The 24957-nt window shown below is 64.3% G+C and carries 23 protein-coding genes; 13 read left to right on the forward strand and 10 right to left on the reverse strand.

Annotation, left to right across the window (positions count from 1 at the left end):
• Positions 1-83: 83 nt before the first annotated feature.
• Complete coding sequence (locus P2T57_RS09630; RefSeq protein ID WP_276298984.1) at positions 84-1010, reverse strand: isoaspartyl peptidase/L-asparaginase; 927 nt, start codon at positions 1008-1010, stop codon at positions 84-86.
• A gap of 444 nt (positions 1011-1454) precedes the next feature.
• Between P2T57_RS09630 and P2T57_RS09635 the strand changes: the two genes are divergently transcribed.
• On the forward strand, positions 1455-2687 hold the full coding sequence (locus tag P2T57_RS09635) for an RNA-guided endonuclease InsQ/TnpB family protein (protein WP_276298985.1): 1233 nt from the start codon (positions 1455-1457) through the stop codon (positions 2685-2687).
• Between the two features lie 324 nt (positions 2688-3011).
• Here P2T57_RS09635 and P2T57_RS09640 read toward each other — a convergent pair whose 3' ends face one another.
• From P2T57_RS09640 to P2T57_RS09650, 3 genes are all read right to left on the reverse strand, one after another.
• Positions 3012-3335 (reverse strand): DUF7991 family protein, encoded by a 324-nt coding sequence (locus P2T57_RS09640; protein WP_276298986.1) that lies wholly within the window; start codon positions 3333-3335, stop codon positions 3012-3014.
• Positions 3336-3690: 355 nt separating this feature from the next.
• The gene (gene hmgA / locus P2T57_RS09645; protein WP_276298987.1) at positions 3691-4920 is read right to left on the reverse strand and encodes a hydroxymethylglutaryl-CoA reductase (NADPH); all 1230 of its coding nucleotides are present in this window, start codon (positions 4918-4920) and stop codon (positions 3691-3693) included.
• Between the two features lie 304 nt (positions 4921-5224).
• Entirely contained in the window at positions 5225-5755 is a 531-nt protein-coding gene (locus tag P2T57_RS09650) for a DUF5817 domain-containing protein (protein ID WP_276298988.1), read from the reverse strand.
• Positions 5756-6080: 325 nt separating this feature from the next.
• Here P2T57_RS09650 and P2T57_RS09655 point away from each other — a divergent pair, with 325 nt between their 5' ends.
• The 3 genes from P2T57_RS09655 (at position 6081) to P2T57_RS09665 (ending at position 7580) form a co-directional block, all read left to right on the forward strand.
• Positions 6081-6419, forward strand: a complete 339-nt coding sequence (locus tag P2T57_RS09655; RefSeq protein WP_276298989.1) for a cupin domain-containing protein — start codon at positions 6081-6083, stop codon at positions 6417-6419.
• Between the two features lie 99 nt (positions 6420-6518).
• Positions 6519-6794, forward strand: coding sequence for a hypothetical protein (locus P2T57_RS09660; RefSeq protein ID WP_276298990.1), 276 nt, complete (start codon positions 6519-6521; stop codon positions 6792-6794).
• A 66-nt stretch (positions 6795-6860) separates the two neighbouring features.
• Positions 6861-7580 carry a profilin-fold protein gene (locus tag P2T57_RS09665; RefSeq protein ID WP_276298991.1) on the forward strand — a complete coding sequence of 240 codons (720 nt, stop codon included), beginning with the start codon at positions 6861-6863 and terminating at the stop codon, positions 7578-7580.
• Between the two features lie 33 nt (positions 7581-7613).
• On the opposite strand, the gene P2T57_RS09670 is transcribed toward P2T57_RS09665, so the two are convergent.
• Positions 7614-8000, reverse strand: a complete 387-nt coding sequence (locus P2T57_RS09670) for a DUF5684 domain-containing protein (RefSeq protein WP_276298992.1) — start codon at positions 7998-8000, stop codon at positions 7614-7616.
• Positions 8001-8104: 104 nt separating this feature from the next.
• On the reverse strand, positions 8105-9301 hold the full coding sequence (locus tag P2T57_RS09675; protein ID WP_276298993.1) for a M20 family metallopeptidase: 1197 nt from the start codon (positions 9299-9301) through the stop codon (positions 8105-8107).
• A 194-nt stretch (positions 9302-9495) separates the two neighbouring features.
• On the opposite strand from P2T57_RS09675, the gene P2T57_RS09680 reads away from it, so the two are divergent.
• The 7 genes from P2T57_RS09680 (at position 9496) to P2T57_RS09710 (ending at position 16524) form a co-directional block, all read left to right on the forward strand.
• Positions 9496-10023 carry a P-loop nucleotide/nucleoside kinase family protein gene (locus P2T57_RS09680; RefSeq protein ID WP_276298994.1) on the forward strand — a complete coding sequence of 176 codons (528 nt, stop codon included), beginning with the start codon at positions 9496-9498 and terminating at the stop codon, positions 10021-10023.
• Between the two features lie 72 nt (positions 10024-10095).
• Positions 10096-10881 carry an endonuclease NucS gene (nucS, locus tag P2T57_RS09685; RefSeq protein WP_276298995.1) on the forward strand — a complete coding sequence of 262 codons (786 nt, stop codon included), beginning with the start codon at positions 10096-10098 and terminating at the stop codon, positions 10879-10881.
• Between the two features lie 222 nt (positions 10882-11103).
• Entirely contained in the window at positions 11104-11874 is a 771-nt protein-coding gene (locus P2T57_RS09690; RefSeq protein ID WP_276298996.1) for a DUF2270 domain-containing protein, read from the forward strand.
• A gap of 83 nt (positions 11875-11957) precedes the next feature.
• Positions 11958-12890, forward strand: a complete 933-nt coding sequence (locus tag P2T57_RS09695) for an alkaline phosphatase family protein (RefSeq protein WP_276298997.1) — start codon at positions 11958-11960, stop codon at positions 12888-12890.
• Positions 12891-13008: 118 nt separating this feature from the next.
• Positions 13009-14676, forward strand: coding sequence for a potassium channel family protein (locus P2T57_RS09700; RefSeq protein WP_276298998.1), 1668 nt, complete (start codon positions 13009-13011; stop codon positions 14674-14676).
• A gap of 52 nt (positions 14677-14728) precedes the next feature.
• Positions 14729-15739 carry an ABC transporter ATP-binding protein gene (locus P2T57_RS09705; protein WP_276298999.1) on the forward strand — a complete coding sequence of 337 codons (1011 nt, stop codon included), beginning with the start codon at positions 14729-14731 and terminating at the stop codon, positions 15737-15739.
• Positions 15736-16524, forward strand: a complete 789-nt coding sequence (locus P2T57_RS09710) for an ABC transporter permease (RefSeq protein ID WP_276299000.1) — start codon at positions 15736-15738, stop codon at positions 16522-16524. The genes P2T57_RS09705 and P2T57_RS09710 overlap by 4 nt, the downstream gene beginning before the upstream one ends.
• A gap of 48 nt (positions 16525-16572) precedes the next feature.
• On the opposite strand, the gene P2T57_RS09715 is transcribed toward P2T57_RS09710, so the two are convergent.
• The 4 genes from P2T57_RS09715 to P2T57_RS09730 form a co-directional block, all read right to left on the reverse strand.
• On the reverse strand, positions 16573-17406 hold the full coding sequence (locus P2T57_RS09715) for a hypothetical protein (protein ID WP_276299001.1): 834 nt from the start codon (positions 17404-17406) through the stop codon (positions 16573-16575).
• 281 nt (positions 17407-17687) lie between these two features.
• Positions 17688-19046, reverse strand: a complete 1359-nt coding sequence (locus P2T57_RS09720) for a M28 family peptidase (RefSeq protein WP_276299002.1) — start codon at positions 19044-19046, stop codon at positions 17688-17690.
• A gap of 481 nt (positions 19047-19527) precedes the next feature.
• Positions 19528-20088 (reverse strand): DUF302 domain-containing protein, encoded by a 561-nt coding sequence (locus P2T57_RS09725; RefSeq protein WP_276299003.1) that lies wholly within the window; start codon positions 20086-20088, stop codon positions 19528-19530.
• A gap of 98 nt (positions 20089-20186) precedes the next feature.
• Positions 20187-21167: a ribose 1,5-bisphosphate isomerase gene (locus tag P2T57_RS09730; RefSeq protein WP_276299004.1), complete on the reverse strand. Its 981-nt coding sequence runs from the start codon at positions 21165-21167 to the stop codon at positions 20187-20189.
• A 145-nt stretch (positions 21168-21312) separates the two neighbouring features.
• Between P2T57_RS09730 and icd the strand changes: the two genes are divergently transcribed.
• Complete coding sequence (icd, locus tag P2T57_RS09735) at positions 21313-22581, forward strand: isocitrate dehydrogenase (NADP(+)) (RefSeq protein ID WP_276299005.1); 1269 nt, start codon at positions 21313-21315, stop codon at positions 22579-22581.
• A gap of 138 nt (positions 22582-22719) precedes the next feature.
• On the forward strand, positions 22720-23625 hold the full coding sequence (locus P2T57_RS09740; RefSeq protein WP_276299006.1) for a tetratricopeptide repeat protein: 906 nt from the start codon (positions 22720-22722) through the stop codon (positions 23623-23625).
• Positions 23626-24957 lie beyond the last annotated feature (1332 nt).

Here is a 24957-nt window from a genome sequence, read left to right on the forward strand (position 1 = left end):
CCGAGTGGGTCTTTTTTCGGTCCCAGTCGGTAGCGCCGGGTGTAGCGGTCACCGAACGACTGGGAGCGGTCGGCGTGCCGACGCTACTCGCTCGCGGACCGGCGACTGACCGCGGTCTGCATCGCGTCGGAGTTAAACGCGCTTCCGGCCCGTCCCTCGTCGTCGAGGACGATGACGCCGGCCGACGACCCCGTGAGTTCGGCGAACTCCTCGATTGCGCGGTCGGCAGACTGCTGGGCGGTGTAGCCAGATTCGAGGTGGCGGACCGCCCGGCGAGTCAGGGTCGCCTTGGCGATGTCCTCGCCCGCTCCGGTCGCGCTGGCCGCGCCGGCGGGGGCCGCGAAGAACCCGCTTCCGATTTGGGGCACGTCGCCGACTCGGCCCGCGAGAGCGAGCCATCGCCCGCCGGTGGAGGTTGCGGCCGCGAACTCGTCGGTCTCGGTGTCGTAGGCGACTGCTCCCACCGTGTCGTGGTCCTTGGGATTGGGCGCTGTGGAGTCGCCGTCCTCCTCGGCGCTGTCCGGATTCCCGCCGAACTTGGATTCGAGCCAATCGAGGTGTTCGCTCGGCGTGCCCTCGGGGACTGAATCGAGGTCGTCCCACTTCTCGCGGGTGTCGTCGGACCAGAGGTCTACGCCCGTCTCGACGCCGAAGTCCTCGGCGAGTTCGACCGCGTGGTCGCCCGAGACGAGGACGTGGGGCGTCTCGTCCAGCACGACTCTGGCGGCGCTGACGGCGTGTTCGACGCCGACCATCGAGGAGACCGCGCCGGCCTCGCGGTCGCTGGTCATCAGGCCCGCGTCGGTCCGGATTTCGCCGTCGCTCTGGACCGCGCCGCCGACCCCGGCGTTGAACCGGGGCGAGGATTCGAGGACGCGGACCGCCGACTCTACTGCGTCGAGGACCGAGGAGGACGCCGCGCCCTCCTCGGCGGCCTCGTCGAGGACTGCCTGTCTGGGTTCGGGTTCGTCGGGATTACTTCCGGCCCCGCCGTGGACGATGACGTTCATGCGAGAGGGTGGTCCCGGCGGCGTCTTAACTGTTTTCAGACGCTAAGTTCCCTTTCTCAAAGAGTTGTTCGAGAGTGAATCTCTCTCGTGATCACGAAAATCTTCGATTATTCGGACAACAACGCAGGGAGCAGAGCGACCGAGTAGCGTTAACGAGACGCATCGCGTCTCGTTTGCACAACAGGATACAAAGCGTTCTGAGGACGCAGTAGGGAGGGGAGACAGCGCCGTCATTGTCTCATAAACACCCCGCGATGACCGGCCCACAGCCCCACGCAAATCATAAACTACTTGTATAAAAGTTGGATAATTCACGATGTAACGACTTAAAAGACAATCTCTATCCGCGACGACCAAGAGAAGTGGATTCAGGACGACCATCTGAATCTCTCCACGTTCGTCCAAGAGAAATGGGACGAACTCATCGAGGAACGAGAATCATAGATGCACTACAACTACAAGTATCGACTTGACCCACCGGAAGCCCTCACCGAGACGCTTCTACACCACATCGATACTTGTAGACAACTCTACAACCACGTCCTCTACAAACTCAACGAGACAGACGAGATTCCAGCACGCTACAAGGTGCAGGGCACGCTCCCCGACCTGAAATCGTGGTGGAATGACCTCGGGGACGTTCACTCGAAAGTGTTGCAGATGGTCGTCAAGCGCGTCTACGACAACCTCTCCATGCTCAAAGCACACAAGGAGAACGGACGTGCTGTGGGAATGCTCAAGTGGAAGCCGCCTCGGGAGTATCGGTCGCTCACCTACAACCAGTCCGGCTTCAAACTCAAGAATACGAGTGGTCGGCCTGTCCTGTGGTTGAGCAAAATCGGTGAGATACCCATCAACCTCCATCGAGACATTCCCGAGAACGCGACGATCAAACAGGTCACGGTCAAGCAAGAACCCACGGGCGAGTGGTTCGCCACCTTCGGTATCGACGTGGACGAGAACACGCCCGAGAAACCGGAGAATCCAGAGCGTGTCGTCGGGATCGACGTTGGTATCCTGAAGTACGTACATGATACGGATGGAACTGCTGTCGAGTCACCGGACTTCTCCGACGAACGCGAGCGATTGGAACGCGCTCAGCGCGAACTCTCGCAGAAGGAACACGGCTCGAACAACTGGGAGCAACAGCGCAAGACGGTTGCTCAGCGCCATGCCAACCTGAAACGCAAGCGTCGAGACTTCCTCCACAAGCTATCGAACTACTACGCCCGAGAGTACGATCTTGTGGCGGTTGAGGACTTGGACGCGAAAGGCTTGGTCGAACTACCGGGCAACTCACGAAATCGCGCGGGGTCGGCATGGGGAATGTTTCTCCGAATGCTCGAATACAAGTGCGAACGACAAGGCACGCACTTCGTCGCCGTGAATCCACGAGGAACAACAAAGGAATGTGCGTCGTGTGGCGTCGAGACAGACAAGCCGTTGTGGGTTCGTGAGCATTCGTGTCCCTCGTGTGGGTTCAAGGCGGACCGAGACGTGAATGCGGCGTGGAACATCCTGTCTCGCGGTCTCGAAAATGTAGGAGTGGGACACTCCGAATCAACGCCTGTGGAGACTGCGCTCCCTACGGACTCCAATTCGGTGTCTGCAAAGCGCGTCGTTGAAACAGGAAGCCCCACCCTCACCGAGCGAACCGCGTCAGCGGTGAGCGAGTAGGATGGGGTAGTTCACATCCGGGTTAATCGGAAAGGGAGACGATTCGGACGGGTGCCCCCCGACCTGCGGCGCTCGGTGATGCAACCACCAGCGAACGCCCGATTGACCAACCGACTCCCTCGGAGGAATGAAAGGGCGAGCGCGGTTCGCGTTCAACTTGGTCTCCTCAGCCGACCCCTATCCGAAGGTGAGTCGAGCGAAGCGAGACGAACCAAGGATATGTCGCTGAAAGACCGCGAACCGCGCGAGGGCTTTCGAGGACACTGCTGTTTCGTCTACTCCTGTGACTCCAAGGACGAGAGTTTCAACAGCAGAAACCAGTAGTCACGACGCTTGGTCTGGCAAATCTATCTCGTCGGGCGCGGGCATCCAGAAGATGTCCAGCGACACCGCGAGGGTGAAGGGCACGACCCAGACCAGAATCAGCGCGGTTCCGCGGTCCTGCACCCCGCTCCCGCCGAAGCCGATGAACCCGGAGAGCAGGATGGTCGTCACGACATAAATCAGCGGGATGAAGACTGCGGTGTAGAGGACCGCACCCCACTGGGTCGAGAGCCGAAGTCTGAAGAACCGGATGGCGACTGCGGCCACGACGGTATTGATGACCATGATGAGCAGGAACCCGATGACTGTGGCGGGCGAAGCCATTGGTAGGTGGGTCTTAGGGGCGGGCGCTCTTGTGGCTACCGGATACGCGACGAAGAAACGATAGAACCGTTCCGGTAAGAGCGAACACCCCCAGAATTGTATATAGTGCTTAGATATTCAAGTATATTTCCGAAACGTGTGTGTATCTGGTTTAGAAAGCCCCCGGCCGGTGGCGGTCGCTGGCCGGCATATCCGACGGACGTCGTTGCGACGGATAGGGGCCGACCAGCGACTACAATAAACGCCACCGGCCGGCCCCTTTCAGACCACCCAGACAGTCGCTTGGGATACCGGGCGCGTCCCAGTGGTCAGTTCCACCGAGCGCACGCTCGCGGTGGACGGGTCGGCCGAACGCTTACCGGCCGAGGTCCTCGTGGGCACTCGACAGGTGGCGGGAGGCCAGCGCCGCGAGGAGGGAAAGCTCACCGGCCAGCGCGCCCACCGCGATGATTTCGGCGAGCGCATCGGCGTTGCTCCCGGCGGGGTCGCCGCCGCCACGCAGGCCCAGCACATCGAGTGCTTCGGCCTGCGTGGGGAGTTTGGTGCCGCCGCCGACCGTGCCGACCTCCAGACTGGCGAGGCTCACGCTGGCGTAGAGCGCGTCCTCGCGGGCCTCGATGGTCGTGATGGCGTTCGAACCTTCCACGACCTGCGCGGCGTCCTGCCCGGTGGCGAGGAAAGCCGCGGCGACGACGTTGGCGGCGTGGGCGTTGAACCCGAGGCTCCCGGCCTTGGCGCTTCCGACCAGATTCTTCCGGGTGTTGGCCTCCTCGATGGCCTCGGGCGTGGTGTGGAGGCGGTCCTCGACCGTCTCGCGGGGAATCTTCACGTCGGCGGTGACGCTCCGGCCCCGGCCCTCGACGGCGTTGATGGCGGCGGGTTTCTTGTCGGTGCAGAGGTTGCCCGAGAGGGCGACGAGCGAGGCAGGGGTCTCGTCCTCCACGATTTCGGCGGCCTCGCGGGTTGCGATGGTGGCCATGTTCATCCCCATCGCGTCCTTGGTGTCGTAGACGAACCGCAGGTAGACCGAATCGCCGACGACGTAGGTGTCCACGTCGAGGAGTTCGCCGTGGTTGGTCGTGGACTCGGCGGCCTCCCGGAGTCGGTCGGTGTTCTCGCCGACCCACGAGACGACCTCCTCGGCCTCCGCGACGCCGGCGACTCGGAACACCGGCGCGCGGGTCATCCCGGACTTGGTGACGCGGGCGTCGGCCCCGCCGGCAGTGGCGATGACCGAGCAACCGCGGTTGACGCTCGCCAAGAGCGCACCCTCGGTGGTGGCGAGGGGCAGGTAGAACTCGCCGCTGGCCGCACCACCCGCGACTTGCACCGGTCCGGCCACGCCCATCGGAATCTGGGCCGCGCCCACCATGTTCTCGATGTTGGCTTCGGCCTCCTCGGCCTCGAACGTGTAGTCGCCGATGGCGTCCACGTCGGCGTCGGTCTCTGCTTCGAGCAAGCGTCTGCGGGCCTCGACGGCCGTCTCGTAGTCGGTGTGGTCCTCGAGTTCGTGGAGTCGAAGGTCGCCCTCCCGGACTCGCTCGGCGAGAGCGTCCGGGTCGGTCGCGTCGTTCGCGTCGCTCATACCCGAGTGGTGACGGGGATGGCCCCTAACAGTTCCCATTCCGGGCAGGCGGGCGAGGCCGGGCAACCACTTTTACTTTCACCGCGGACATGGCCGAGGTTTATTGCCCTCTCGCCTGTATCCAAAATTGGTCCCCGAGTGGTCCACCGCGAAGGGTGAGTTCCTGCCATCGTTTCCCCCTTCCGGCGCGGTGCCAGTCGAGTCGATTCGGTCTCCACCCATCGCTCGTATCTGTCATCCCTTGCATGGCCGCGCCTCGCCACCGCGGGACCTTTGCCATGACTCATTCCTGAAGCCGGTTCTCTCAGAGCAACCGATACCGGCCCCTGCTCTCGCTGACCTCGCCCCGGCGAACCAGTTTTGCCAGCGCATCTCGCACGTAGTCGGCCGGCACCCCGCGCTCGTCGGCGAACGAGACCACCTCGTTCTCGGTCGGCCGGTCGAGTTCCCGCAGGGCGGCGAGGACGGTCTCCTTCCGGGACGTGCCGCGGGTACTCGCCGACCGATTCTCGACGCGCTCGGCGGCCTCGGCGACCTCCTCGGTATCGACGCCGGATGCTTCGAGGTACTCGTCGTCGGAGGGACCGGCCTCCTCGATTTGAGACTCCATCTCGGTGAACGAGTCGAGTTTTGCGAAGGCCTCGCCCTCGCCCTGCCGGTTGGCCAGCATCGAGGAGCGCACCTCGCGGGCGTGGTCCTCGTCGTCGGTCTCCACGAACTTCTTCAGTTTCTCGAACTTCCGGCGCTTGCCGCACCGAGGACACTGGGTGGTCTCCGGGCGGCCCTCCACGATTTTGAGCGCCTGACAGTCGCTACACCCCACGACGGCGTACATGCTCGTGAGTCGGGCTTTTTGGTACGTGAATGTTCGGACTCGACCGGTGATTGGTAGTGTAGAGCATTGCTTCTGGGTGTTTCAGCATCGTAATGCAACTCCTAACATATCAGAATCGTCTCTAGCTCCGATGCGGGTCCCGATTCCCCGCGGTTGCTGTGCGGGAGACGCCTTGGCTCACGCCTGACGCTCGCCTCTCCGAATACTCTCACTCGCTTCGGACCCCAAACCGTTCGAACTCGGCCCGCTACCCGTTTTTCTACTCGCTACTCGCTTTCCGCAACTCGAACCTTTAGGTAGCCCGCCATCTACGGTACACCTACCCATGGAAGTTGTACCCACAGACGCCGAGGAGTCCACCGAAGCAGTCGAGGGCGTTCACCTCTCGCTCCTCGCGGGCGCGGAGAAGATGAACGTCCAGCACTTCGACATCGAACCCGGTGCGGAGGTGCCCGAACACAGCCACGACAACGAGCAGACCGGCTACATCACGCAGGGGACCCTGACGTTCATCGTGGACGGCGAGGACATCGACGTGAGCGCGGGCGACTCCTACGCAATCCCCGGCGGCGAACCCCACGCCGCCGAGAACCGCGGTGACGAGCGCGTCGAGGGGGTAGACATCTTCAGTCCGCCGCGGGAGAATCCGGACTGGAAGGACTGAGAATCGAACGAGAGAACCGAATTTCTAATTGCCTTCGGACAGAGGGTTCTACGACACCACTACGAACTGACGAACGAGACGAGGAAGCTAGCTTCAGGCGTGAGCAACGCCGTCTCCTGCAACCGCCTCCGCACAGCACCGCTCCGCAACCGCCCCGAAACCGCGGTCCACACCCTCCCCAACCGATTGCGGTCTCTGCGAACCACGTTCGCAGATCAGCGAGACGCCGCGCGTCTCGCAAGCCTCGGCCGCCGGAAGACAAATCACGTCTTCCGTGCCCTCGTTCGCTTCGCTCACGAGGACTCCGGCCTGCGGTCCTCATCCCTCGCGCGGTCCGGCGCGACACGAGAGTCGCGCCGCCACGCGCCGGTCTGAAGGACGAGGACCGCGCGAAACCTCTCGGTCACACCCCTTTTATCCGTCGCGTGCCGAGTGAGACCGATGACAGAGCTGTTCGACCTCCCGGTCGATTCCGCCGAGGAGGCCGCCGAGCGCCGCGACGAGGTGGTCGCCCGCGTCCGAAGTCACGCCGGGAAAATCGCCCGCGAACTCGCCAGATTGCAGGGCGGCGACTACGGCAAGCGCACCTTCGAGACCGCAGACGGCGAGTGGACCGTCAAGTACGAGGCCGGAGACCTCCAGTTTCTCCTGTTCGACGACGGGCGGAACGAGACCTACGTCGTCTCGACCCACCAACCGCCCGAACCGGAAGCCCTCGCCGAGGCCATGACCGACTACGAGGCCTTCGTGACAGCGTTCAATCGCTACGTCCGGTCGCTCGACGGCGTGCTGGACGAGGTTCCCGCCGACTTCCCTGCGGTCGAATCCACCGATTCGGTGGTGGCCGAGCGAGAGCGCGTCCTCGGTCGGGTCCGAGAGGTCTGCGACCAAATCGCCCGCCAACTGGCGCGGTACGAGGGCGGCGAGTACGGCACCTACGCCACCCGCGTCGCCGGGAATCGCTGGGAACTCAAGTGGGAGAACGGGACCACCTCCTACCTCCGAGTCGGGGGCGAGGGCGGCATCTACCTCCTCTCCCAATACGAACAGCCCTCGGCCCACGACGTGCGGAGCCTCGCCGAGGACGTGCCCCTGTTCGTGGAGGCGTTCAACGACTACGTGGACGATTTGGACGCGAGTCTCGACGGGGTATCGCTCTGAGCAAAAAACGGACCGACCGGAAATCTTTGCGGGCTAAATCGAGGGTTGGCCGCCGGTCGAACCACCGCTACCGCCGTGGCCGAGGTACGAGGCGTCGCCAAACGCGAGCATCGGGTAGAAGACGAACGGGAGGAGCCAGAGGCCAGCGCCCCAACCGATGCCTTTGCCGAACGCCTTGGCGATGCCGAGGTGCATCTTGCCGACGGCGTAGAGGTTGACCAGCGGGATGAACATCAACAGGAGGTACCAGCCCGGATTGTCGCCGATTTTCAACATGACGTAGGTGTTGTAAATCGGAATCAGCGACGCCCAGCCGGGTTTGTCGGCTTTCTCGAAGACGACCCAGAAACTTGCAAGGATGATGGCCATGAATCCGAGTGCGAACAGGAGACTGACCATACTGAGTATATTCTCTGCCATGGTTGAACGTGACACTTGCACTGCAAATCGTCGTACAATAAGTTTTTCTACTTTATCTGAGAGGCGGCAAAAGACGCAGGGAGTTCGACGCCGGAGAGCATCTGTCACCCGGACAAGATACCTCGCACTGCGCGCTTCAGAATCGCCAGTCCGACCCCGGCGTCCCGGAGGTCGATGTGTTCGTCCACGGTGTGGGCCTGCGCGAGTTCCCCCGGTCCCCAGATAATCGCCGGCGTCCCGCGGGCGACGAACTCTCGGGCGTCGGTCGCGGCCTCCAGTCCCCACGGCTCTCGGGGCGCGTCGGCCATCTCGGCCGAGAGGGTCCGAAATCGCTCGGCCAGCGGACTGTCCGCGGGAATCCCGGCCGAGGAGTAGTGTTTGACGAGCGTCAGGTCAGTCTCGACGCCCGAGTCGCGTTCGACCTCGGCCAGCAGGGCCTCGATTTCGTCCTCGACCTCCTCGAACGTCTCGCCCGGCAGGATGCGCCGGTCCAAGAGGAGTTCGGCCCGACCGGGAAGCACCGCCATGTTCGAGTCGGTCCCGGCCTCGAACTCGGTCACGGTGGCGTAGGCCCGGCCCACGAGGGAGTCCTCGCGCTCCCTGAGTCGGTCGTCGTAGTCCTCGATGCCAGCGAGCAGGGGTCTGGCGGCGTCGATGGCGTTGACGCCTTGGTCGGGCCGACTCGCGTGGGACGCCGACCCCGAGACGCCGACCCGGTAGGTCACGACGCCCTTCGCGGAGGTTCCGACCCGGAAGTTGGTGGGTTCCAGCACGACCGCCATATCGCCGCCGTACCCTTCTTCGAGGAGCATCCGGGTGCCGGGAGCGCCGGTCTCCTCGCCCATCGCGGCGTGGAAGACGAGCGACCCGTCGAGCGTTCCGGCCTCGTCCCCGATTTCGGGCGCTAAATCGCGGAGCGTCAGCATGGCCACCGCGAGGCCGGTCTTCATGTCGGCGCTCCCCCGACCGTAGAGGACGCCCTCCTCGACGACACCCCCGAAGGGGTCGCGGGACCACTCGTCGGGGTCGCCAGCGGGCACCACGTCGAGGTGGCCGTTCAGGACGAGCGTGGGAGTGTCGAGTTCGGCGTCTCTCGGGTCGTCGCCGACCCACGCGACGACTTGCGGTCGGTCGGGGTCCGGGGACTCCACGAGGCGGGCGTCGATGCCCTGCTCGGCGAACCAGTCGGCGACGAACTCCGCGCCGGGGCGCTCGTCGCCCGGCGGATTCTCGGTCGGGACGCGAACGAGGTCCACGGCGAGGTCGGTGAGGTCGTCGGGTGGATGGGGCGAGTCGTCCATGTGTCGGTCCTCGGCGGCCTCCTCGAAAGCTGTTCGGTGATTCGGCCGAGCAGACAGTTCCGGTGCTGTGGGAGGCCTACTCGTCCCACCCCCGTCCGGTTTACCACATCTTGATAAGGGATTGGCTTCGTGGATTACGGTACTTACAATGAGCCGGATTCGCGTGGCAGATTACGGGAGGTTCGGTGGTGCCCATGTCTGAGACCGAAGCACGCGCAGTATCGCAGACGACGCCCCAGTTGGTCGTGGTCTGCGGACTGCCGGGCGTCGGCAAGACCACCGTCGCCGAGGACATCGCCGAGCGACTCGACGGGCGGCTCCTCCGGACCGACGTGATTCGCAAGGAACTCCTCTCGGACCCCGACTACACCGAGGAGGAGGCCCGGATGGTCTACCGCGAGATGTTCGACCGGGCGAGCGACCTCATCGAGGAGGGCACGAGCGCGGTCCTCGACGGCACGTTCAAAGAGGAGGGCTACCGGGACCACGCCATCGACCTCTCGGAGACGCTGGACGCCGAGTTCCGACTGGTGAAAGTCGAGTGCGACGAGGAGGTCGTTCGGGAGCGAATCGCGGGCAGAGTGGACGACGAGAGCGACGCCGACTTCGAGATTCACCAGATGTACCGCGACCAGTTCGAGTCCATCTCCCGGACGCACCTCACGGTGGACAACTCCGAAGCGATGACCGATACTCTCCGACAGGTCGAAGAACAGTTCTGACGAGGGGTTCTGCAATCGTCTGCGGTAATCCAGTACCTTTTTGCTCCGGTGCTGACCACCGGGAAAAGACGAATGGTCGCCGAGCAACTCACCGCGCCCGACCCCGAAACCCTCGTCAGCGAGGCGAAGACGGCGTTTCGGGACGGCGCGATGCTGACCGTGCAGGCCCGCTGTGAAGTCGAGTACGAAGGCCGGACCTCTGGCTATCTGGGGCCGGGAGACCGGATTCTGGTCGCCAAGCCCGACGGGACGTTTCTGGTCCACCAACCGACCGGCCACAAACCGGTCAACTGGATGCCCGGCGGTGGGTCGGTTTCGGCCCGGACGAGCGAAAACGAGGCAGTCTTGCTCGCTCGGCGCACGAATCCCAGCGAGCGCGTCGAGGTCCGGATTCTGGAGGCCCACGGACTCACCCGCTACGACGCGACCGACGGCGCGACCTACGAGGAGTCCGGCACCGAGGCCGAGATGCACGAGTACATCGACCAGAACCCCGACGTGCTGGAGGACGGCCTGCGAATCGTGGAACACGAGCGCGAGTCGAAATACGGCTTCATCGACTTCTTCGCCCGCGACGAGGCGGGCACCCCGGTCGTCGTGGAGGTCAAGCGGATTCAGGCCACGCTGAACCACTTCGACCAGTTACAGCGGTACGTTTCCCTCTACGAGGAGGGAGATGCTTCGCCTCACGGAGGCGGTGTAACCGCCGGAGAGGACGTGCGCGGGATGCTGGTCGCCCCGAGCGCGTCCGAGCGCGTCCGGCGGGCGCTCCGGGACAACGGCCTCGAATTCGTGGAACTCTCGGAGTTCGACACCGACGCCAAGGGCGCGACCGAGGCGAAGTTGACCGACTTCTGAGTGGGGCGGTTCTCCTCGCCGCAGAGAAATATTTTTGATTGTCTTGACCCTAAGTTTGGTTCTTTAATAATTGTCCTGTTGTCTTAAGCTGGTTTCTCCCGTTCTCGTCTCCGAACCCGCCGCCCCGTAGTGGCACTTGCTATCAACCCGCTCGTTCGGAACTGTTTTGTGTAGTAATCCGCTTTCTACACAATATCGAATGAACCGAGGAGGTCCGAAAATATGAGCGACGAACCCACCCCCGAAGACCGGTCCGCTCCCGACCCCGAGGACCGGTCTGCGCCCGACCCGGAGAGCGATTCGCGCCCGAGCGACGACGACGCGCTCCCGGCGGACCCCACCGTCGGGAAGGGCCTGCTGGACGCCGAGATGGGACCGAGTTCGGCGCTGGCCCACCTCTACCGCGGGGAGATTCACCGGATGAAGCTCTGGCGCGAGCGCCTCGACAAGACCACCAACTGGTCGGTCCTCGTGATGGCGGCCATCCTGACGTGGGCGTTCTCCAGCGCGGGCAACCCCCACTACGTCATTCTGGTCGGCGCGGCCACCATCGCGCTGTTCCTCGTGGTCGAGGCCCACCGCTACCGGGCCTACGACGTGTGGCGCTCTCGGGTCCGAGCGTTGCAGGAGAACGTCTGGGCCTACGGTCTCGACCCCTCGCAGGGACTGGTGGACGACGACTGGCGCACCCACCTCGCCGACGACTACCGGACCCCGACGCTGAAAATCACGTCCGAGGAGGCGCTGGCCCACCGCCTTCGCAGGGTCTATCTCCCGCTGTTTACGGTCCTGCTGGGCGCGTGGGTCATCCGCGTCAGCGCCTTCGACCCGGCGACGTGGCCCGCCAGCGCGGCCATCGGGCAGATTCCGGGCCTCGTCGTGACCGCCGTCGTGTTCGCGGCCTACCTCACAGCGGTCGTGGTCGCCTTCCGTCCTCGGACGTGGCACGCCCGCGACGAACTCCGGACCGTGGACCTCCGGAAGAAGCGGTGAAGCGGTCTCGGGGGCCTCGTCGGTTCCGAAAGCCCGCCACAACGAGAGAATAACAAAGGCCGGCCGAGTGCAAACCGTCGCCGATGTACTCTCTGGACCAACTCCGGCAGGGGTTCGAGAACCCCCGCGCCGCCCTCCGGGAACTCAACCGACTCTACTGGACCCGCCTCGGCAGACGCAAGTACAACACCGACGGCACCGCCTTCTTCGACGAGGACTGGGACAACCTCCTCATCCTCGACGGGTGTCGCTACGACACCTTCGCCGACGTGGGGCGGCAGTTCGACCTCGAGGGGGTCCTCGACTTCCGAGAATCCCGTGGGTCGGCCACCGCCGAGTTCCTCCGGGGCAACCTCGACGGCCGGGACCTGTCCGATACCGTCTACGTCACCGGGTCCACGATTTTCTACCAAGAGCGCGTCTGGAAGGACGAGTTGGACGCCGAGTTCCACGAGGTCGTAGACGTGTGGGGCGACAACATCGACTACGGCGACGACGGCGTGCCCCCCGAACCGGTCGCCGAGGCCACCCGCGAGGCCATCGAGGAGTACCCGAACAAGCGCCTCCTCGTCCACTTCGTTCAGCCGCACGCCCCCTACCTCGGCGAGACGGGCAAGCGGGCGTTCCCCGACTACCGGCCGAATCCCCTCGCCGACAAATTCTTGGGGCGCATCGACGCCTCCGAGGACCTCCTCCGTGAGGTCTACCGCGAGAACCTCGAACTCGTGCTGACCGAAGTCGAGGACCTGCTTCCCGACTTACCGGGCAAATCGGTCATCACGGCCGACCACGGCATGCTGTTGGGCGAACGCGAGTTCCCCATCCCGATTCGGAGTTACGGCCACCCCGAGCGCGTCTACACCGACGAGATGGTCGAAGTCCCGTGGTTCGTCAGCCAGCACGGCGAGCGCAAGGAAATCGTGGCCGACTCGTCGGCCAGCGCCTACCGCGAGAAGCAGACCGAGGAGGTGGACGAACAGGCCCGAGAACACCTCGAACAGATGGGGTATCTCTGAGAAACCGGGTCTCCAGACGCATCGACTCGGCAGTACGACTCTTGGGTTTCGAGACCGTCTTTCGAATCGACATGGCCTCTCGTGTGACCAGTGACCGACCTCGGCGCGACGAGTACCGATGAGTAACAACTGGTCGAAGTGGTTCACGGGCGAGGACTCGCCGATTCCGTGGCTGACCAGACGCCAGCGCCTCATCATCGCGTACGCCGTGGTCCTCGTCTCGGTGATTCTGTTCTACAGCGTCCTCTACAACTACGGGATGCGGACGCTGGAGGGCCACGACCACTCGCTGTTCCGGTCGTTCCAGACCGTCGTGGAGACGATGACCACGACCGGGTACGGCGCGGACGCGCCGTGGTCGTCGCCGCTGATGAACACGTTCGTCGTCTTCATGCAGTTGACCGGCGTGGCAATCGGATTCGCCACGCTCCGGGTGCTGGTCATTCCGCTTTTCGAGCGCGCGCCACTCGACCTCAGTGACCGCCTGACCGCGAAAGACGACCACGTTATCGTCTGCGAGTACCGGCGCGACACCGGCGTCCTACTGGACGAACTGGAGCGGTTGAACGTCGATTACGTGCTCATCGAGTCCGACACCGACGAGGCCAAGCAACTCTCCGACGACGGGTATCAGGCGATTCACGGCGACCCCGAGACGGTCGAGACGCTCGAACGCGCCATGATAGACGAGGCCGGAACGCTGGTCACCGACGCTGGCGACCGGAATGCGAGCGTCGTCCTGACCGCGCGCCGACTCAACGAGACGCTTCGGACAGTCGCGTTCACGGACTCGCCGACCCACGAAGGCGCGCTGAAGCAGGTCGGTGCCGACACCGTTGCGTCACCGGACGCCCTCATCGGTCATCGACTGGGCCAGAAGACGAACGCGTGGTCCGAACTCCCCAAATCGCTGGACGACGCCGCGGTGGGCGACGTTCGAATCGGGGAGGTGTTGGTCAGGCGCAACAGTCCGCTGGCGGGCGTTCAAATCGAGGACACAATCGTCGCGGACCACTCGGACCTCACGCTGGTCGGCGCGTGGATAGACGGCGACCTGCGACTCCCGCCCGACCCGACCGAGCGCGTCACGGCGAACTCGGTCCTCATCGTGGTCGGTCCCGAGGAGACCATCGCCGACGTGCGGGAGTTAGCGGCCGGAGTCCGACCGCCCCGACGCCACTCGAACGTCGTCATCGCCGGGATGGGTGCCGGGGGTCGAGCGGCCCGCGACGCACTGGACCGAGACGTGGACGCGACGACTATCGACCGCGAGGACGGACCGCGAGTGGACGTGACCGGCGACCTGCGCGACCCCGAGACGCTGGAAACCGCGGGTATCGAAGACGCGAGCGCCCTCGTCGTGACTGTCGAGAACGACTCGACGGCGCTCCTCGTGGTCGCCATCGCACGGACGCTGACCGAGGACCTCGAAATCCTCGTTCGGGTGGACGACACCGCGAAATCGCCCGCCGCGTTCGACGCCGGGGCCGACTACGTTCTCTCGACTCAGCGCGTCAGCGCCCGACTGCTGGCCAGAGAGCTACGCGGCGAGGACGTGCTTACGCCGGTCAGTCAGCTTCGAGTGATTCGGACCCCCGGCGACCCGTTCCGGGGGGAGTCGCTGGCCGAGGTCCGGGACGGAACCCGAGACGGCTACGTCTTCGTCGGGGTCGAGCGAGACGGCGCGTTCCTCGCCGACACGACGATTCGAATCGAGTCCGACGACCGACTGGTAGTCGCCGGAACCGACGTGACGATTCGGGAGTTCGAACGCCAGTTCGCCTGACCGGCGACGCGCATCAACGCCCTTTTCGCCGGGACTCGTCTACGAGTCGCCAATGACTGGGGCCATCGAAGTCGAGGACCTCCGAAAGCAGTACGAGGGGGTTCAGGCGCTCGACGGGGTATCGCTGTCCGTGCCGGAGGGGAGTTTCTTCGGCCTGCTGGGGCCGAACGGCGCGGGCAAGACCACGTTCATCAACATCCTCGTCGGACTGGTCCGGCGGTCTGGCGGTCGTGCCGAGGTGTTCGGCCACGACGTAGAGGACGACTACCGGGAGGCCCGAGACGCAATCGGTCTCGCCCCGCAGGAGTTCAACGTGGACCACTTCTTCCCAATCAAAGAGGTGCTGGAACACAAGGCCGGATACCACGGGATTCCGGGCGACGAGGCCGGAGAGCGCGCCGACGAGGTGCTGAAGCAGGTCGGCATCTACGAGAAGCGCGACACCCGATTCAACTGGCTCTCCGGTGGGATGAAGCGCCGGTTCATGCTGGCGAGGGCGCTCATCACCGACCCGGACTTGCTGATTCTGGACGAACCGACTGCCGGGGTGGACGTGCAACTGCGCCACGACCTCTGGGACCTCATCACGGAACTCAACGAGTCGGGGACCACGATTCTGCTGACGACCCACTACATCGAGGAGGCCGAGCGTCTCTGCGACGAAGTGGCGATTCTGGACTCCGGAACTCTCCTGACGGTCGCTACCCCGGAGGAGTTGATGGACCGCGGCCCGGACAAGATTCGGGTGACGCTCCGGGACGCTCCCGCCGGGAAACCCGACTTGCCGATGCTCTCCGCCAGCGGCGGCGGTGGCACCGGGGCGAACGAGGCCCGCGTCGAATCGGTCGAGATGGACGGCGACCAGTTGGTCGTGACCGCCACGCAGGGCGGACTGGTCGCACCGGACTTGGTTCGGGCACTGGACCGCGCCGGCCACGAAATCGTGGACTTCGACATCTCCCGGACCTCGCTGGAGGAGGTCTTCGTGGACATGACCCGCGAGGGCGGAAGTAGTCAGGAGTCGGCCGAGACCATCGCCGCAGACGGGGGTGTTTCCGAATGAGTTTCTCGGGACTCACCGGGTTCAAGACCCTCGCGCGCAGAGAGATTCTGCGATTCCTCCGGCGTCCTCGCAACACCTTCGTCCCGCCGTTCGTGACCAACGTGCTGTACTTCTCGGTGTTCGGCGTGATTCTGGGCGACCGAGTGGGCGAAATCAGCATCGGCGGGGCCAGCGAGCCGATTCCCTACATCCTGTTCATCCTACCGGGTCTGGTCGTGCTGGGGGCCATCTCGAACGCCTTCGAGAACGCTTCGTTCTCCATCTTCCACGGGCGGTGGAACGACTACATCGAGGAGACCCTGACCTCGCCGATGTCCTACTCCCGGATGGTGGTCGCCTACATCGTCGCCGGTTCGACTCGGGGCCTCCTCGTGGGGTCGCTCATCGCGGTCATCGGGGCGTTTTTCACCCCGGTCGGGGTCGCCCAACCGCTCTATCTGGCCGCCTTCGCGGTGGTCATCACGCTCCTGTTCTCCAGCTTCGGCGTCGTGGGCGGTCTCTGGGCCGACGACTGGGACAACCTCACCATGATGAACCAGTTCATCGTCCGACCCCTCGTCTTCTTCGGCGGGGTGTTCTACGCGGTCCGAGAGTTACCCTCGCCGTATCAGGAACTCTCGATGCTAAATCCGATGGTCTACATGGTCAACGGCGTCCGGTACGGCTTCCTCGGGGTCTCGGAGGTTGACCCGAACTGGTCGCTGGCGGTCCTCTCGGGCCTGACAGCGGCCATTCTGGCGCTCGACATCGTGCTGTTCAAGCGCGGGTACGGGCTGACCGACTGACCGACGAATCCAGTCGCCACCGAATTTTCCACTCTCTCCCGCCCTATCTTACTCCACCCTGAAAGTCCGCTCCCGGCCTTCAGCGTACATATTTTTCAGGTTGCCACCTTCCCCGCGGGCCTCGGCGTAGTAGGTGTAGGTCCCCGGTGGGAGGTCCGAGAGCGTCGCCGAGAACTGGCCCGAATCGCCGCCCTCCGACTGTCCACCCTCCGTCTCGACCGGCACGTAGTCGGTCCAGTGCTTCTCGTCGCTCCCCTGCGGCCGGTAGAAGAAGTGGCCCGTGACCTCGCTGTAGGCGCTCAGACCCTTTGCGGACCCGCGGAGCGTGACCTCCCTGCCGGAGTCGCTGGTCTCGGGGGCCAGCGTCTCGACGCGCAGGCAGTTAGTCGAGGGACCGGAGCAGGGTCGGCCCGCCGTGACCTCGAAGGTGTCGCTGACCCGGCGGGATTGGCCGTCGTAGTTGGTGAGGGAGGCCTCGGCCCGGTACTGGTAGGTCCGGCCGGGTTCGAGGTTCTCGGCGGTGGCTTCGAGGTAGAGGTCCTCGGCGAGCGGTCCGGACTCGGTGGCGAGTCGTCGCCACTCGGCGCTTTCGGCGCTCGTCGCGCCGCCGGTCGCGTTGCTATCGCCCGTCTCGTCGGTCGCTTTCGGACGGTAGGAGAGCGTTACTTCGACCTCGTAGTCTGTGTCGAACCGCGACTGGGCGACGGCCCGGAAGGTAATCGCCGAGTCGCCGATTTCCGCCGGACGGGCGTAGACGCCGCCCAACTGCCACTGCTGTCCCACGCCGGGGCCGGAGCCGCCCTCTTGGGCCGTCGCCGTGATTCCCATGCCAGTCGCGCCAGCAACTGCGTAGCCGAGCAGTTCGCGTCTGCTGAGTGCCATCACTTCCGCGCACTCTCCCGGCCCGTCATGAACCCGGCCTACCGTTTCGAGAGAAATCCGGCGTTTCCGGGTTTCGTTCCGGGAGTAAGCTCGGCTTTCGGTACCTTTCGCGTGGTTTCACGCGGGTCGGGCGACCGCTCGGCGAGAGGACAAACAAATAGTCTGTTATCGGAAACAAATAGATAGCTGTTCTTTAGAATGATTTGTATTTCTCGTCGCGTCGGCCGACTCACGTATCCGTTCGTCACGTACCCGTTCGGTCAGTCGCCGTACCCGTTCGGTCAGTCGCGCGCGCCCTCGTCGTAGGGCCAGCGTCCGCCGCGCTTGAGTTCCTGCACGTAGCCCTCGTCGATGGTGTCCCGAATCTCCTCGCGGGACTTGTGGGGTATCTCTCGGCCGTCGTCGGCGACTGCCAGCACCGACTCGGCGAGTTGGACCGCGACCGCTCGGAGGTCCCGCACGTCGAGTTTGTCGAGCGTGTCGGCGTGGGTGTGGCCCCATCCCCTGCCGGACTCGTCGGACTCGGTGTAGGCCATGACCGCGGGGACGCCCTCCTGCACGAAGGCCCACTGGTCGCCGTGAGGACTGATGGTGTCCCGGCGCGAGAGCGGTGCCCCGAGGCCGTCGGTCACGTCGGCGAAGACCTCTGCGAGCGCGTCGAACTCGTTGGCCATGACCCCGAGGTTGCGGGAGTTGCCCGCGCCGTCCACGTTGACGACCGCCTTGACCGAATCGAGGTCGTTGGTCTCTGCCCAGTGGTACGCGCCCCAGAGACCGATTTCCTCCGACCCGAAGGTGACGAGGCGGACGCGAGTATCCAAGTCGTCCTCGACCTGCGCCAGCAAGCGGCCGACCTCCGCGACCAGCACCGACCCCGCGCCGTTGTCGTTTGCACCCTCGCTGATGTCGTGGGCATCGACGTGGGCCGTGACGAGAACCTCGCGTTCTGCGTCGTCCGGGCCGACCACGGCCTCGGCGTTGCGGGAGGAGGTCTCCTCGTTCCGGCACTCGACCGAGAGCGCGGCGCTGGCCTCGTCGGCGGCGCAGTACCGGGCGATGCGCTTGCCGACCTCCGCGGAGACGCCGACCGCCGGAATCGGACCGGGCCGGTTGTGGTAGCCGATTTCGCCGGTCGGCGGCAGGCACCCCTCGACGTGATTCCGGAAGATGAAGGCCTCTGCGCCCGCCTCGGCCGCCGAGACGTACTTCTCCATCCGGTGAATCCATCTGCCGTGACCCTCGGGGGTCTCGCTGGAGGCCATCGCAATCTTGCCCGCCAAATCGGCGTCCGCGAACTCCTCGGGAGTGCCGCAACCGACGTCTACGACCTCGCCCTCGGCGTCTCCGGCGGGGGTTCCCGGCAGGGCGATGACCTCGTGGCTGGCGTCGTAGGTTCGGGCGTGGGGGTCGGCGAGTTCGAGTCGAGAGGAGCCTCGCCACCACCCCGGAATCTCGAACTCGTCGATTTCGACTTCGCGGAGTCCGGCCTCCTCGAAGGCGTCGGCGACGACTTCGGCTCCCTCGCGTTCGCCCGCTTGGCCGGCCATCCGGTTGCCGACCTCGACTAACTCCTCGAGGGTCTCCCACGCGAACTGGCTGGTGTAGGCGTCGCCGACGACGCTCTCGGGTAATCGTGACATATGGGTCAACTGGCGTCGGTGAGTCCAAAGAAGGTGTGGGTGCCGGAAATGGGGGAAATCCGCGCAACGGGGGCAATCAATCGTTTCGCTCGATGCGACAGTCACCATTCCTCGGCGGACTGAAAGGGCGAGCGCGGTTCGCGTCTGCGTGGTCGTCTCAGCGACCCCTATCCGGAGCGACCGGAGGGAGCGGAGGATATGTCGGTGAGCGACCGCGAACCGTGCGAGGGCTTTCGAAACCACAGTCGCGGTTTCCGTGAGTTCCCCGTACACTCCCTCAAACCGACGAACTCCTTGGAGCTAGCTTCAGGCTTGAGCAACGCCGTCTACCGCACCGCGACCGCAAACCTCACACCTCCCCAGCCTCCTCCTTCACTCCCGCTGGTCGTTCAGTCGTCCCTCGCGCGAGGAGCACGCGCAGTTCTGCGCGTGCCCCACGCGCCGGGACGTCTCTCGCTTCTGCATTCTGGACTCGAAACCGTCACCCACCGGTCGCCAGCGTCTCCAGCGCGTCCGCAATTCTGTTCAGGACCTCCTCCTGTCCCGCGATGTCGTGGCGGTCGGCCAACCACGCCGGGTCGTTGTAGGTCACGTTGACCGTGCCGTCCTCTGCCTCCCAGACCAGCAGTTTCTGGGGCAGGTCGATGCCCGCGGTCTGACTGGCCTGCATGAGTCGCGTGCCGAGGTTGGGGTTCCCGAACAGCACGAGGACGGTCGGCCGGAGGTCGAGGCCCGCGTTCTGGGCGTTTCTGGCGTGGTCGATTGCCGTCACGAGGATAAGGTCGTCGTTGTCCTCGATGTCCTCCTCGATTCGCTCGACGGTCGCGCCCACGCTCTCGTCGCTCTCGACGGTGACGAGGCCGGCCTCCTCGGCACCGCCAGCATCCGCAGTCGTCGTCTGAGTCGTCTCTTGATTGCTCTCGTAATCGTTCCGGTTGCTATCGTTGCGGTCTGACTCGCTGGCGGCCGCAGTACCCGCGACGGTGAGACCGGCCCCGGCGAGGGCGGCCCGGAGGAACCGGCGTCGCTCGGTGTCGTCCATGACCGCGGAGACGACGCTCCGACGGAAAGTTATCCGGGCGGTTCCGGCGTCGAAATCCGGGTTTCGGCGTCAGACTGCCGAGAAAGCGAGTGTTTCGGCTACTCCTCCCACGGTTCGCCGCCCTGCTGGTCGCCGAACAGTTCGCGCATCAGCGTCACGATGCTCTCGGGCGGGAACTGGCCGCGCTCGGTCACGATGGCGTCCACGTAGCGGGGCGGCGTCACGTCGAAGGCCGGATTCTCGACCGTGAGGCCCTCGCCGTCGAGGTCCCCGTTGATGTCGCGCTCGTCGTCCTCGCCGAGGACCTCCCGCTCGTCGCGCATCTCGATTTCGACGGTGTGGCCCGTCATCGTGTCGGGATGAAGCTTCAACGTCTGGGCCGCGACCATGATGGGGACGCCCCGCTCTCGGGCGTTGACCGCGAGGCCCGAGGTTCCGATTTTGTTGATGACAGAGCCGTCCGCGGCGATGGAGTCGGCCCCGACCAGCACGTGGTCGGCGTCGTCCAGATACCGGCGGGCGGCGTTGTCCACGACGAGGGTGACGGGCACGTCCCAGTCGCGCAACTGCTCGGCGGTGATGTGGCCCTGCTTTCGGGGCCGGGTCTCCTTGACGATGGCGCTGATGTCCTTGCCTTGGTCTAAGGCCTTCTCGACGCAGGAGAGGGCGTCGGTCGAGTGGCAGTGGGTCATCACGGTGTCGCCGTCCCGGAGGCGGTTCGCGCCGATTCGCCCGAGGTTGTCTTGGGCTTGGTCGAGTTCGCGCTGGAACTCGTGGGCGCTCTCGACGACGCTCTCGCGGAGGTCCGCCACGGTGTCGCCCTCCATCCCCCGGAGGACGTACCGGAGCGCGTTTGGCAGACTGACCGCGGTGGGTCGGGTCTCTCGAAGACGGCGACCCGCGGCGCGCATCTCGGCCCGGAAGGCCTCGGGCGAGTCGGCGTCGCTGTCCTCGGCTTGGACCGCCAGCGCCTCGGCGGCGGCGTCGGCGATGGTCGCCGCGCCCCGGATTTCCATGCTGGCGATGTCTCCGGCGGCCTCCTCGACGCTCTCGTGAAGGTCGGTGTCGGGTCGGGTCATGTCCGCGAGGTACGGGCTAAGCCGGGAAAAGCGGATGGGGTGAGGAGACGACTCGTCGGAGATATTAGGAGTTTAAGGGAGTATGTGGCACTCACGCGGCCAAACGGCAGGCCTTTTATTCCTCTCCCTCGCAGGTTCTGTTGTCATGAGCTACGACAAGGTCGAAGTCCCCGAAGGCGGGGAGAAAGTTACTGTCGAGGACGACGAACTGCAGGTACCCGAGAACCCCATCATCCCCATGATTCACGGGGACGGCATCGGACAGGACGTCGGTCCGGCCGCCCAGAAGGTGCTTCAGAAGGCCGCCGAGGAGACAGGCCGAAATCCCCACTGGATGCGCGTCTACGCCGGCCAGAGCGCCCGAGACAAGTACGGCGAGGACACCAACCTCCCCGACGAGACGGTCGAGGCCATCCGCGAACACCGAGTGGCCATCAAGGGTCCGCTCACGACGCCGGTCGGCGCTGGCTTCCGTAGCCTGAACGTCGCGCTCCGGCAGACGCTCGACCTCTACGCCAACGTCCGACCGACCTACTACCTCGACGGCGTTCCGTCCCCGATGAAAGCGCCCGAGGAGATGGACATGGTGACGTTCCGGGAGAACACCGAGGACGTGTACGCCGGCATCGAGTGGGAGCAGGGCACCGAGGAAGTCGAGAAGGTCCGGAACTTCGTCGAGGACGAGATGGGCTTCGACGAGACGATGCACGAGGGTCCCATCGGTCTCGGTCTCAAGCCCATCTCGGAGAAGGGGAGCAAGCGACTGGTCCGCGAGGCCATCGACTACGCCATCGAGAACGACCGCGACAAGGTGACGCTGGTCCACAAGGGCAACATCATGAAGTTCACCGAGGGTCAGTTCGGTGACTGGGGCATGGAAGTCGCCGACGAGGAGTACCCCGACGACGAAGTGTTCGCCGCGCCCGACTCGCTCTGGGAGGAGCAGGACGAGGTTGACATCCCGGAGGACGCCGTGATGGTCGAGGAGCGCCTCGCCGACGCGATGCTCCAGTGGATGCAGTTGCGCACCGACGAGTTCGACGTGCTTGCCATGCCGAACCTCAACGGTGACTACCTCTCGGACGCCGCGGGTGCCCAAATCGGCGGTCTGGGCATCGCGCCCGGCGCGAACTTCGGCGAACACCGCTGTCTCGCAGAGCCGGTCCACGGGTCGGCCCCCAAGCGCGCCGGACAGGACAAGGCCAACCCGTCCGCGCTCATCCTCTCGGGTCGCCTCCTGTTCGAGTACCTCGGCTGGGACGACACCGGCAAACTCATCCGCGACGCCGTGGAGAAGACCATCTCGTCGGGGACCGTCACCTACGACCTCGCCCGTCAGCGCGAGGACGCCGAGAAGGTCAGCACCACGGAGTACGCAGAGGCAATCTGCGACAACATCGAAGACCTCGCGTAAACGTCGCGCCACGTCGAGACGTATCCCGTCTTTCTTTTGGGCTGTCGTCACTCGTCAGCCGACGGTCTGTTCAGCGCGACTGCGACGTTAAATTCCCCGATGGAGAGATTTATAAAACTCCACGTGAGTTGGTCACACATGGGAACGAACAGCGTCACGGGGAACACGAGCCGAATCGACCGGTGGCTCGGCGAGTACGTCGAGGAGTTGCTCCCGTGGAAGCGGCGGGCACAAGCGGTGTACTACGAGAAGCGCGCCGAGAGCGCCAAGGACAGTAGAAACTACGACGACGCCCTCGATTACTACGACCGGGCAATCAAGGTCCGCGGTCGGCTGGGCGACAGCGACCGGTCGGTCGAACTCGGCCTTCGGATGGCGAAGGTCGCCCGGAAGAACGGCAATCCCGAGGTAGCCAAAAGCCAGTACGAGCGCGTGGTCGAACTCTACGCTCGCCGGGAGAACGCCAAGGGTGCGCTCGACGCACTCGAACCGATGCTGGAAGTCCTCGACGACGAGGAGCAGGACGACGAACTCTCCCAGTGGTGGGGCCACGCGCTGATGATTCTGGGCAAGGCCGAACCGGGCGAGGTGTCCGACCAGCGCCGCGAGCGACTCATCCACCAGTACGCCGACCAGATTCACAGCGAGGACAGCGCCGGACGCCTCTACGGGTTCGCGCTCAACCGACTCCTCGGCGGCGAGGACGAGAGCGGCGCGGACCTGCTGGAAGCGACGTGGGAGCGCAGAGACGTGGTGCGCGAGCAGGTCGGCCAGTTCCGGGTCGTCCTCGCGGCGGGGGTCGGTTACGCCGCCTACGCCGAACTCAACGACCGGGACGTGGACACCGACGAGATGCTGGAGTTCGTCGCGGACTACCGGCCGAAGCTCTCGGACGCCGCCGAGGCGCTCTTCGAACGCCTCTCGGAGGGCGAGACCGATACCGACCCCGAGGACCTCAAATCGGGCGTCGGTCCCGACGACGAGGTGGAACTCCGCGAAGTCGAGGCCGAGGTCTTCGGGCGGTTCCTCGACGAGTTAGCGTAGTTGGTCGGAGTACCGCGGTTACGACGTGGGACGAAGAACCCTACATAAATATTCCTGTTTGAAGGAATTGTTTTCAATTCTGAAGGAATTATAGCGTAGTCTCTGTCGCCGAATGCGTCGTCAGGCGGACGTCAGTGTATCGGGGTCACGGTCCGAAGTCGGCACCCACCGGTTCGCCAGCACAGTCCCGTGCGACCCGACTCGTACTCTCCCATTTTCTCGATGCGCAAGCAGTGGCCCGCGTCGAACGCGCAGGGTGCGAATCCGACCCGCCTCGAATCTACGAGATAGTTAGAAAAATTATTACTCTTATGCTTTATTATTATATAATTTATTTGTAGAAAGGCATATTTGTGTATGGCAACCATTTGCATGTGCAATGTCCGCAAACGACAGCACCAAGGCGCAGTTCGAAGCACAGTACTCCCGAGACTCCCCCGACGTGCAGACTGCCGACGAGATTCCGCCGACGTACGGCTGTAACGACTACTGAAAGACGTAGCGGTTTTCACTACCGCGGTAGCGTTTGAACCAACGCGCGCTTATTTTCCTGCCGACGCGACCGTTCCGAGGCAACGACTGCCGGCCCTTCTCATCGAACCGCTCGAAACACGCTGATTAACGGAGGAATGGGTTAGGTGTGAAACGCCAACGAATGACAATACCACGAAGGCTCAGTTCGAGACCGAATACGCCCGCGACTCCCCCGACGTACAGACCGCCAAGGAGATTCCGCCGACGCCTGCACAACTGCAACTACTGACTGACGCTCTTTTTACGCGAATCCGACTCAGTGTACTTTCCCCACCTAATCTATATCAAGCCTACTAATTGATAATTTAATCCAACTATAGAAAATTATATGTAGGCGTGGTATGCAGTTGCATGTGCAATGTCCGCAAACGACAATACCAAGGCGCAGTTCGAAGCACAGTACTCCCGCGACTCCCCCGACGTGCAGACCGCCGACAAGATTCCGCCGACGCTCCAAGGTTGCGGCTACTGAGGACCGACGTTTCGAGCGAGACGCGTTCTCGTTGACGACTGCTCATCGACGCGGTTCGGCCACAGCGCGCTACCCTCGGCGTCATCGACGCCGAGTGTGACGTGTCATCCGACGACGTTCGTGACGTGACTCACGGCTTCAGTCTCGTCGGCGATTCGTTCGGCAGTAACGACTTATAGACGTATTTCGGCGTTCGACTCTGCTTCTAATCGTAGCGCAGGCTGTTTCATCTTACTTTCAGAATTCAGTAGAAAAGCTTATACGACACTGAGAATTAGTTGCATGCGTAATGTCCGCAAACGACAATACCAAGGCGCAGTTCGAAG

Source organism: Halorussus lipolyticus (assembly GCF_029338375.1).
Taxonomy (GTDB): Archaea; Halobacteriota; Halobacteria; order Halobacteriales; family Haladaptataceae; genus Halorussus; species Halorussus lipolyticus.

Coding starts and splice junctions, on each gene's coding strand:
- P2T57_RS09710 (WP_276299000.1), top strand. CDS start 15,736: ATGAGTTTCTCGGGACTCACCGGGTTCAAGACCCTCGCGCGCAGAGAG.
- P2T57_RS09695 (WP_276298997.1), top strand. CDS start 11,958: ATGTACTCTCTGGACCAACTCCGGCAGGGGTTCGAGAACCCCCGCGCC.
- P2T57_RS09705 (WP_276298999.1), top strand. CDS start 14,729: ATGACTGGGGCCATCGAAGTCGAGGACCTCCGAAAGCAGTACGAGGGG.
- P2T57_RS09690 (WP_276298996.1), top strand. CDS start 11,104: ATGAGCGACGAACCCACCCCCGAAGACCGGTCCGCTCCCGACCCCGAG.
- P2T57_RS09665 (WP_276298991.1), top strand. CDS start 6,861: ATGACAGAGCTGTTCGACCTCCCGGTCGATTCCGCCGAGGAGGCCGCC.
- P2T57_RS09730 (WP_276299004.1), bottom strand. CDS start 21,167: ATGACCCGACCCGACACCGACCTTCACGAGAGCGTCGAGGAGGCCGCC.
- P2T57_RS09680 (WP_276298994.1), top strand. CDS start 9,496: ATGTCTGAGACCGAAGCACGCGCAGTATCGCAGACGACGCCCCAGTTG.
- icd (WP_276299005.1), top strand. CDS start 21,313: ATGAGCTACGACAAGGTCGAAGTCCCCGAAGGCGGGGAGAAAGTTACT.
- hmgA (WP_276298987.1), bottom strand. CDS start 4,920: ATGAGCGACGCGAACGACGCGACCGACCCGGACGCTCTCGCCGAGCGA.
- P2T57_RS09650 (WP_276298988.1), bottom strand. CDS start 5,755: ATGTACGCCGTCGTGGGGTGTAGCGACTGTCAGGCGCTCAAAATCGTG.
- P2T57_RS09700 (WP_276298998.1), top strand. CDS start 13,009: ATGAGTAACAACTGGTCGAAGTGGTTCACGGGCGAGGACTCGCCGATT.
- P2T57_RS09740 (WP_276299006.1), top strand. CDS start 22,720: ATGGGAACGAACAGCGTCACGGGGAACACGAGCCGAATCGACCGGTGG.
- P2T57_RS09640 (WP_276298986.1), bottom strand. CDS start 3,335: ATGGCTTCGCCCGCCACAGTCATCGGGTTCCTGCTCATCATGGTCATC.
- P2T57_RS09670 (WP_276298992.1), bottom strand. CDS start 8,000: ATGGCAGAGAATATACTCAGTATGGTCAGTCTCCTGTTCGCACTCGGA.
- P2T57_RS09630 (WP_276298984.1), bottom strand. CDS start 1,010: ATGAACGTCATCGTCCACGGCGGGGCCGGAAGTAATCCCGACGAACCC.
- P2T57_RS09675 (WP_276298993.1), bottom strand. CDS start 9,301: ATGGACGACTCGCCCCATCCACCCGACGACCTCACCGACCTCGCCGTG.
- P2T57_RS09725 (WP_276299003.1), bottom strand. CDS start 20,088: ATGGACGACACCGAGCGACGCCGGTTCCTCCGGGCCGCCCTCGCCGGG.
- nucS (WP_276298995.1), top strand. CDS start 10,096: ATGGTCGCCGAGCAACTCACCGCGCCCGACCCCGAAACCCTCGTCAGC.
- P2T57_RS09720 (WP_276299002.1), bottom strand. CDS start 19,046: ATGTCACGATTACCCGAGAGCGTCGTCGGCGACGCCTACACCAGCCAG.
- P2T57_RS09655 (WP_276298989.1), top strand. CDS start 6,081: ATGGAAGTTGTACCCACAGACGCCGAGGAGTCCACCGAAGCAGTCGAG.
- P2T57_RS09635 (WP_276298985.1), top strand. CDS start 1,455: ATGCACTACAACTACAAGTATCGACTTGACCCACCGGAAGCCCTCACC.
- P2T57_RS09715 (WP_276299001.1), bottom strand. CDS start 17,406: ATGGCACTCAGCAGACGCGAACTGCTCGGCTACGCAGTTGCTGGCGCG.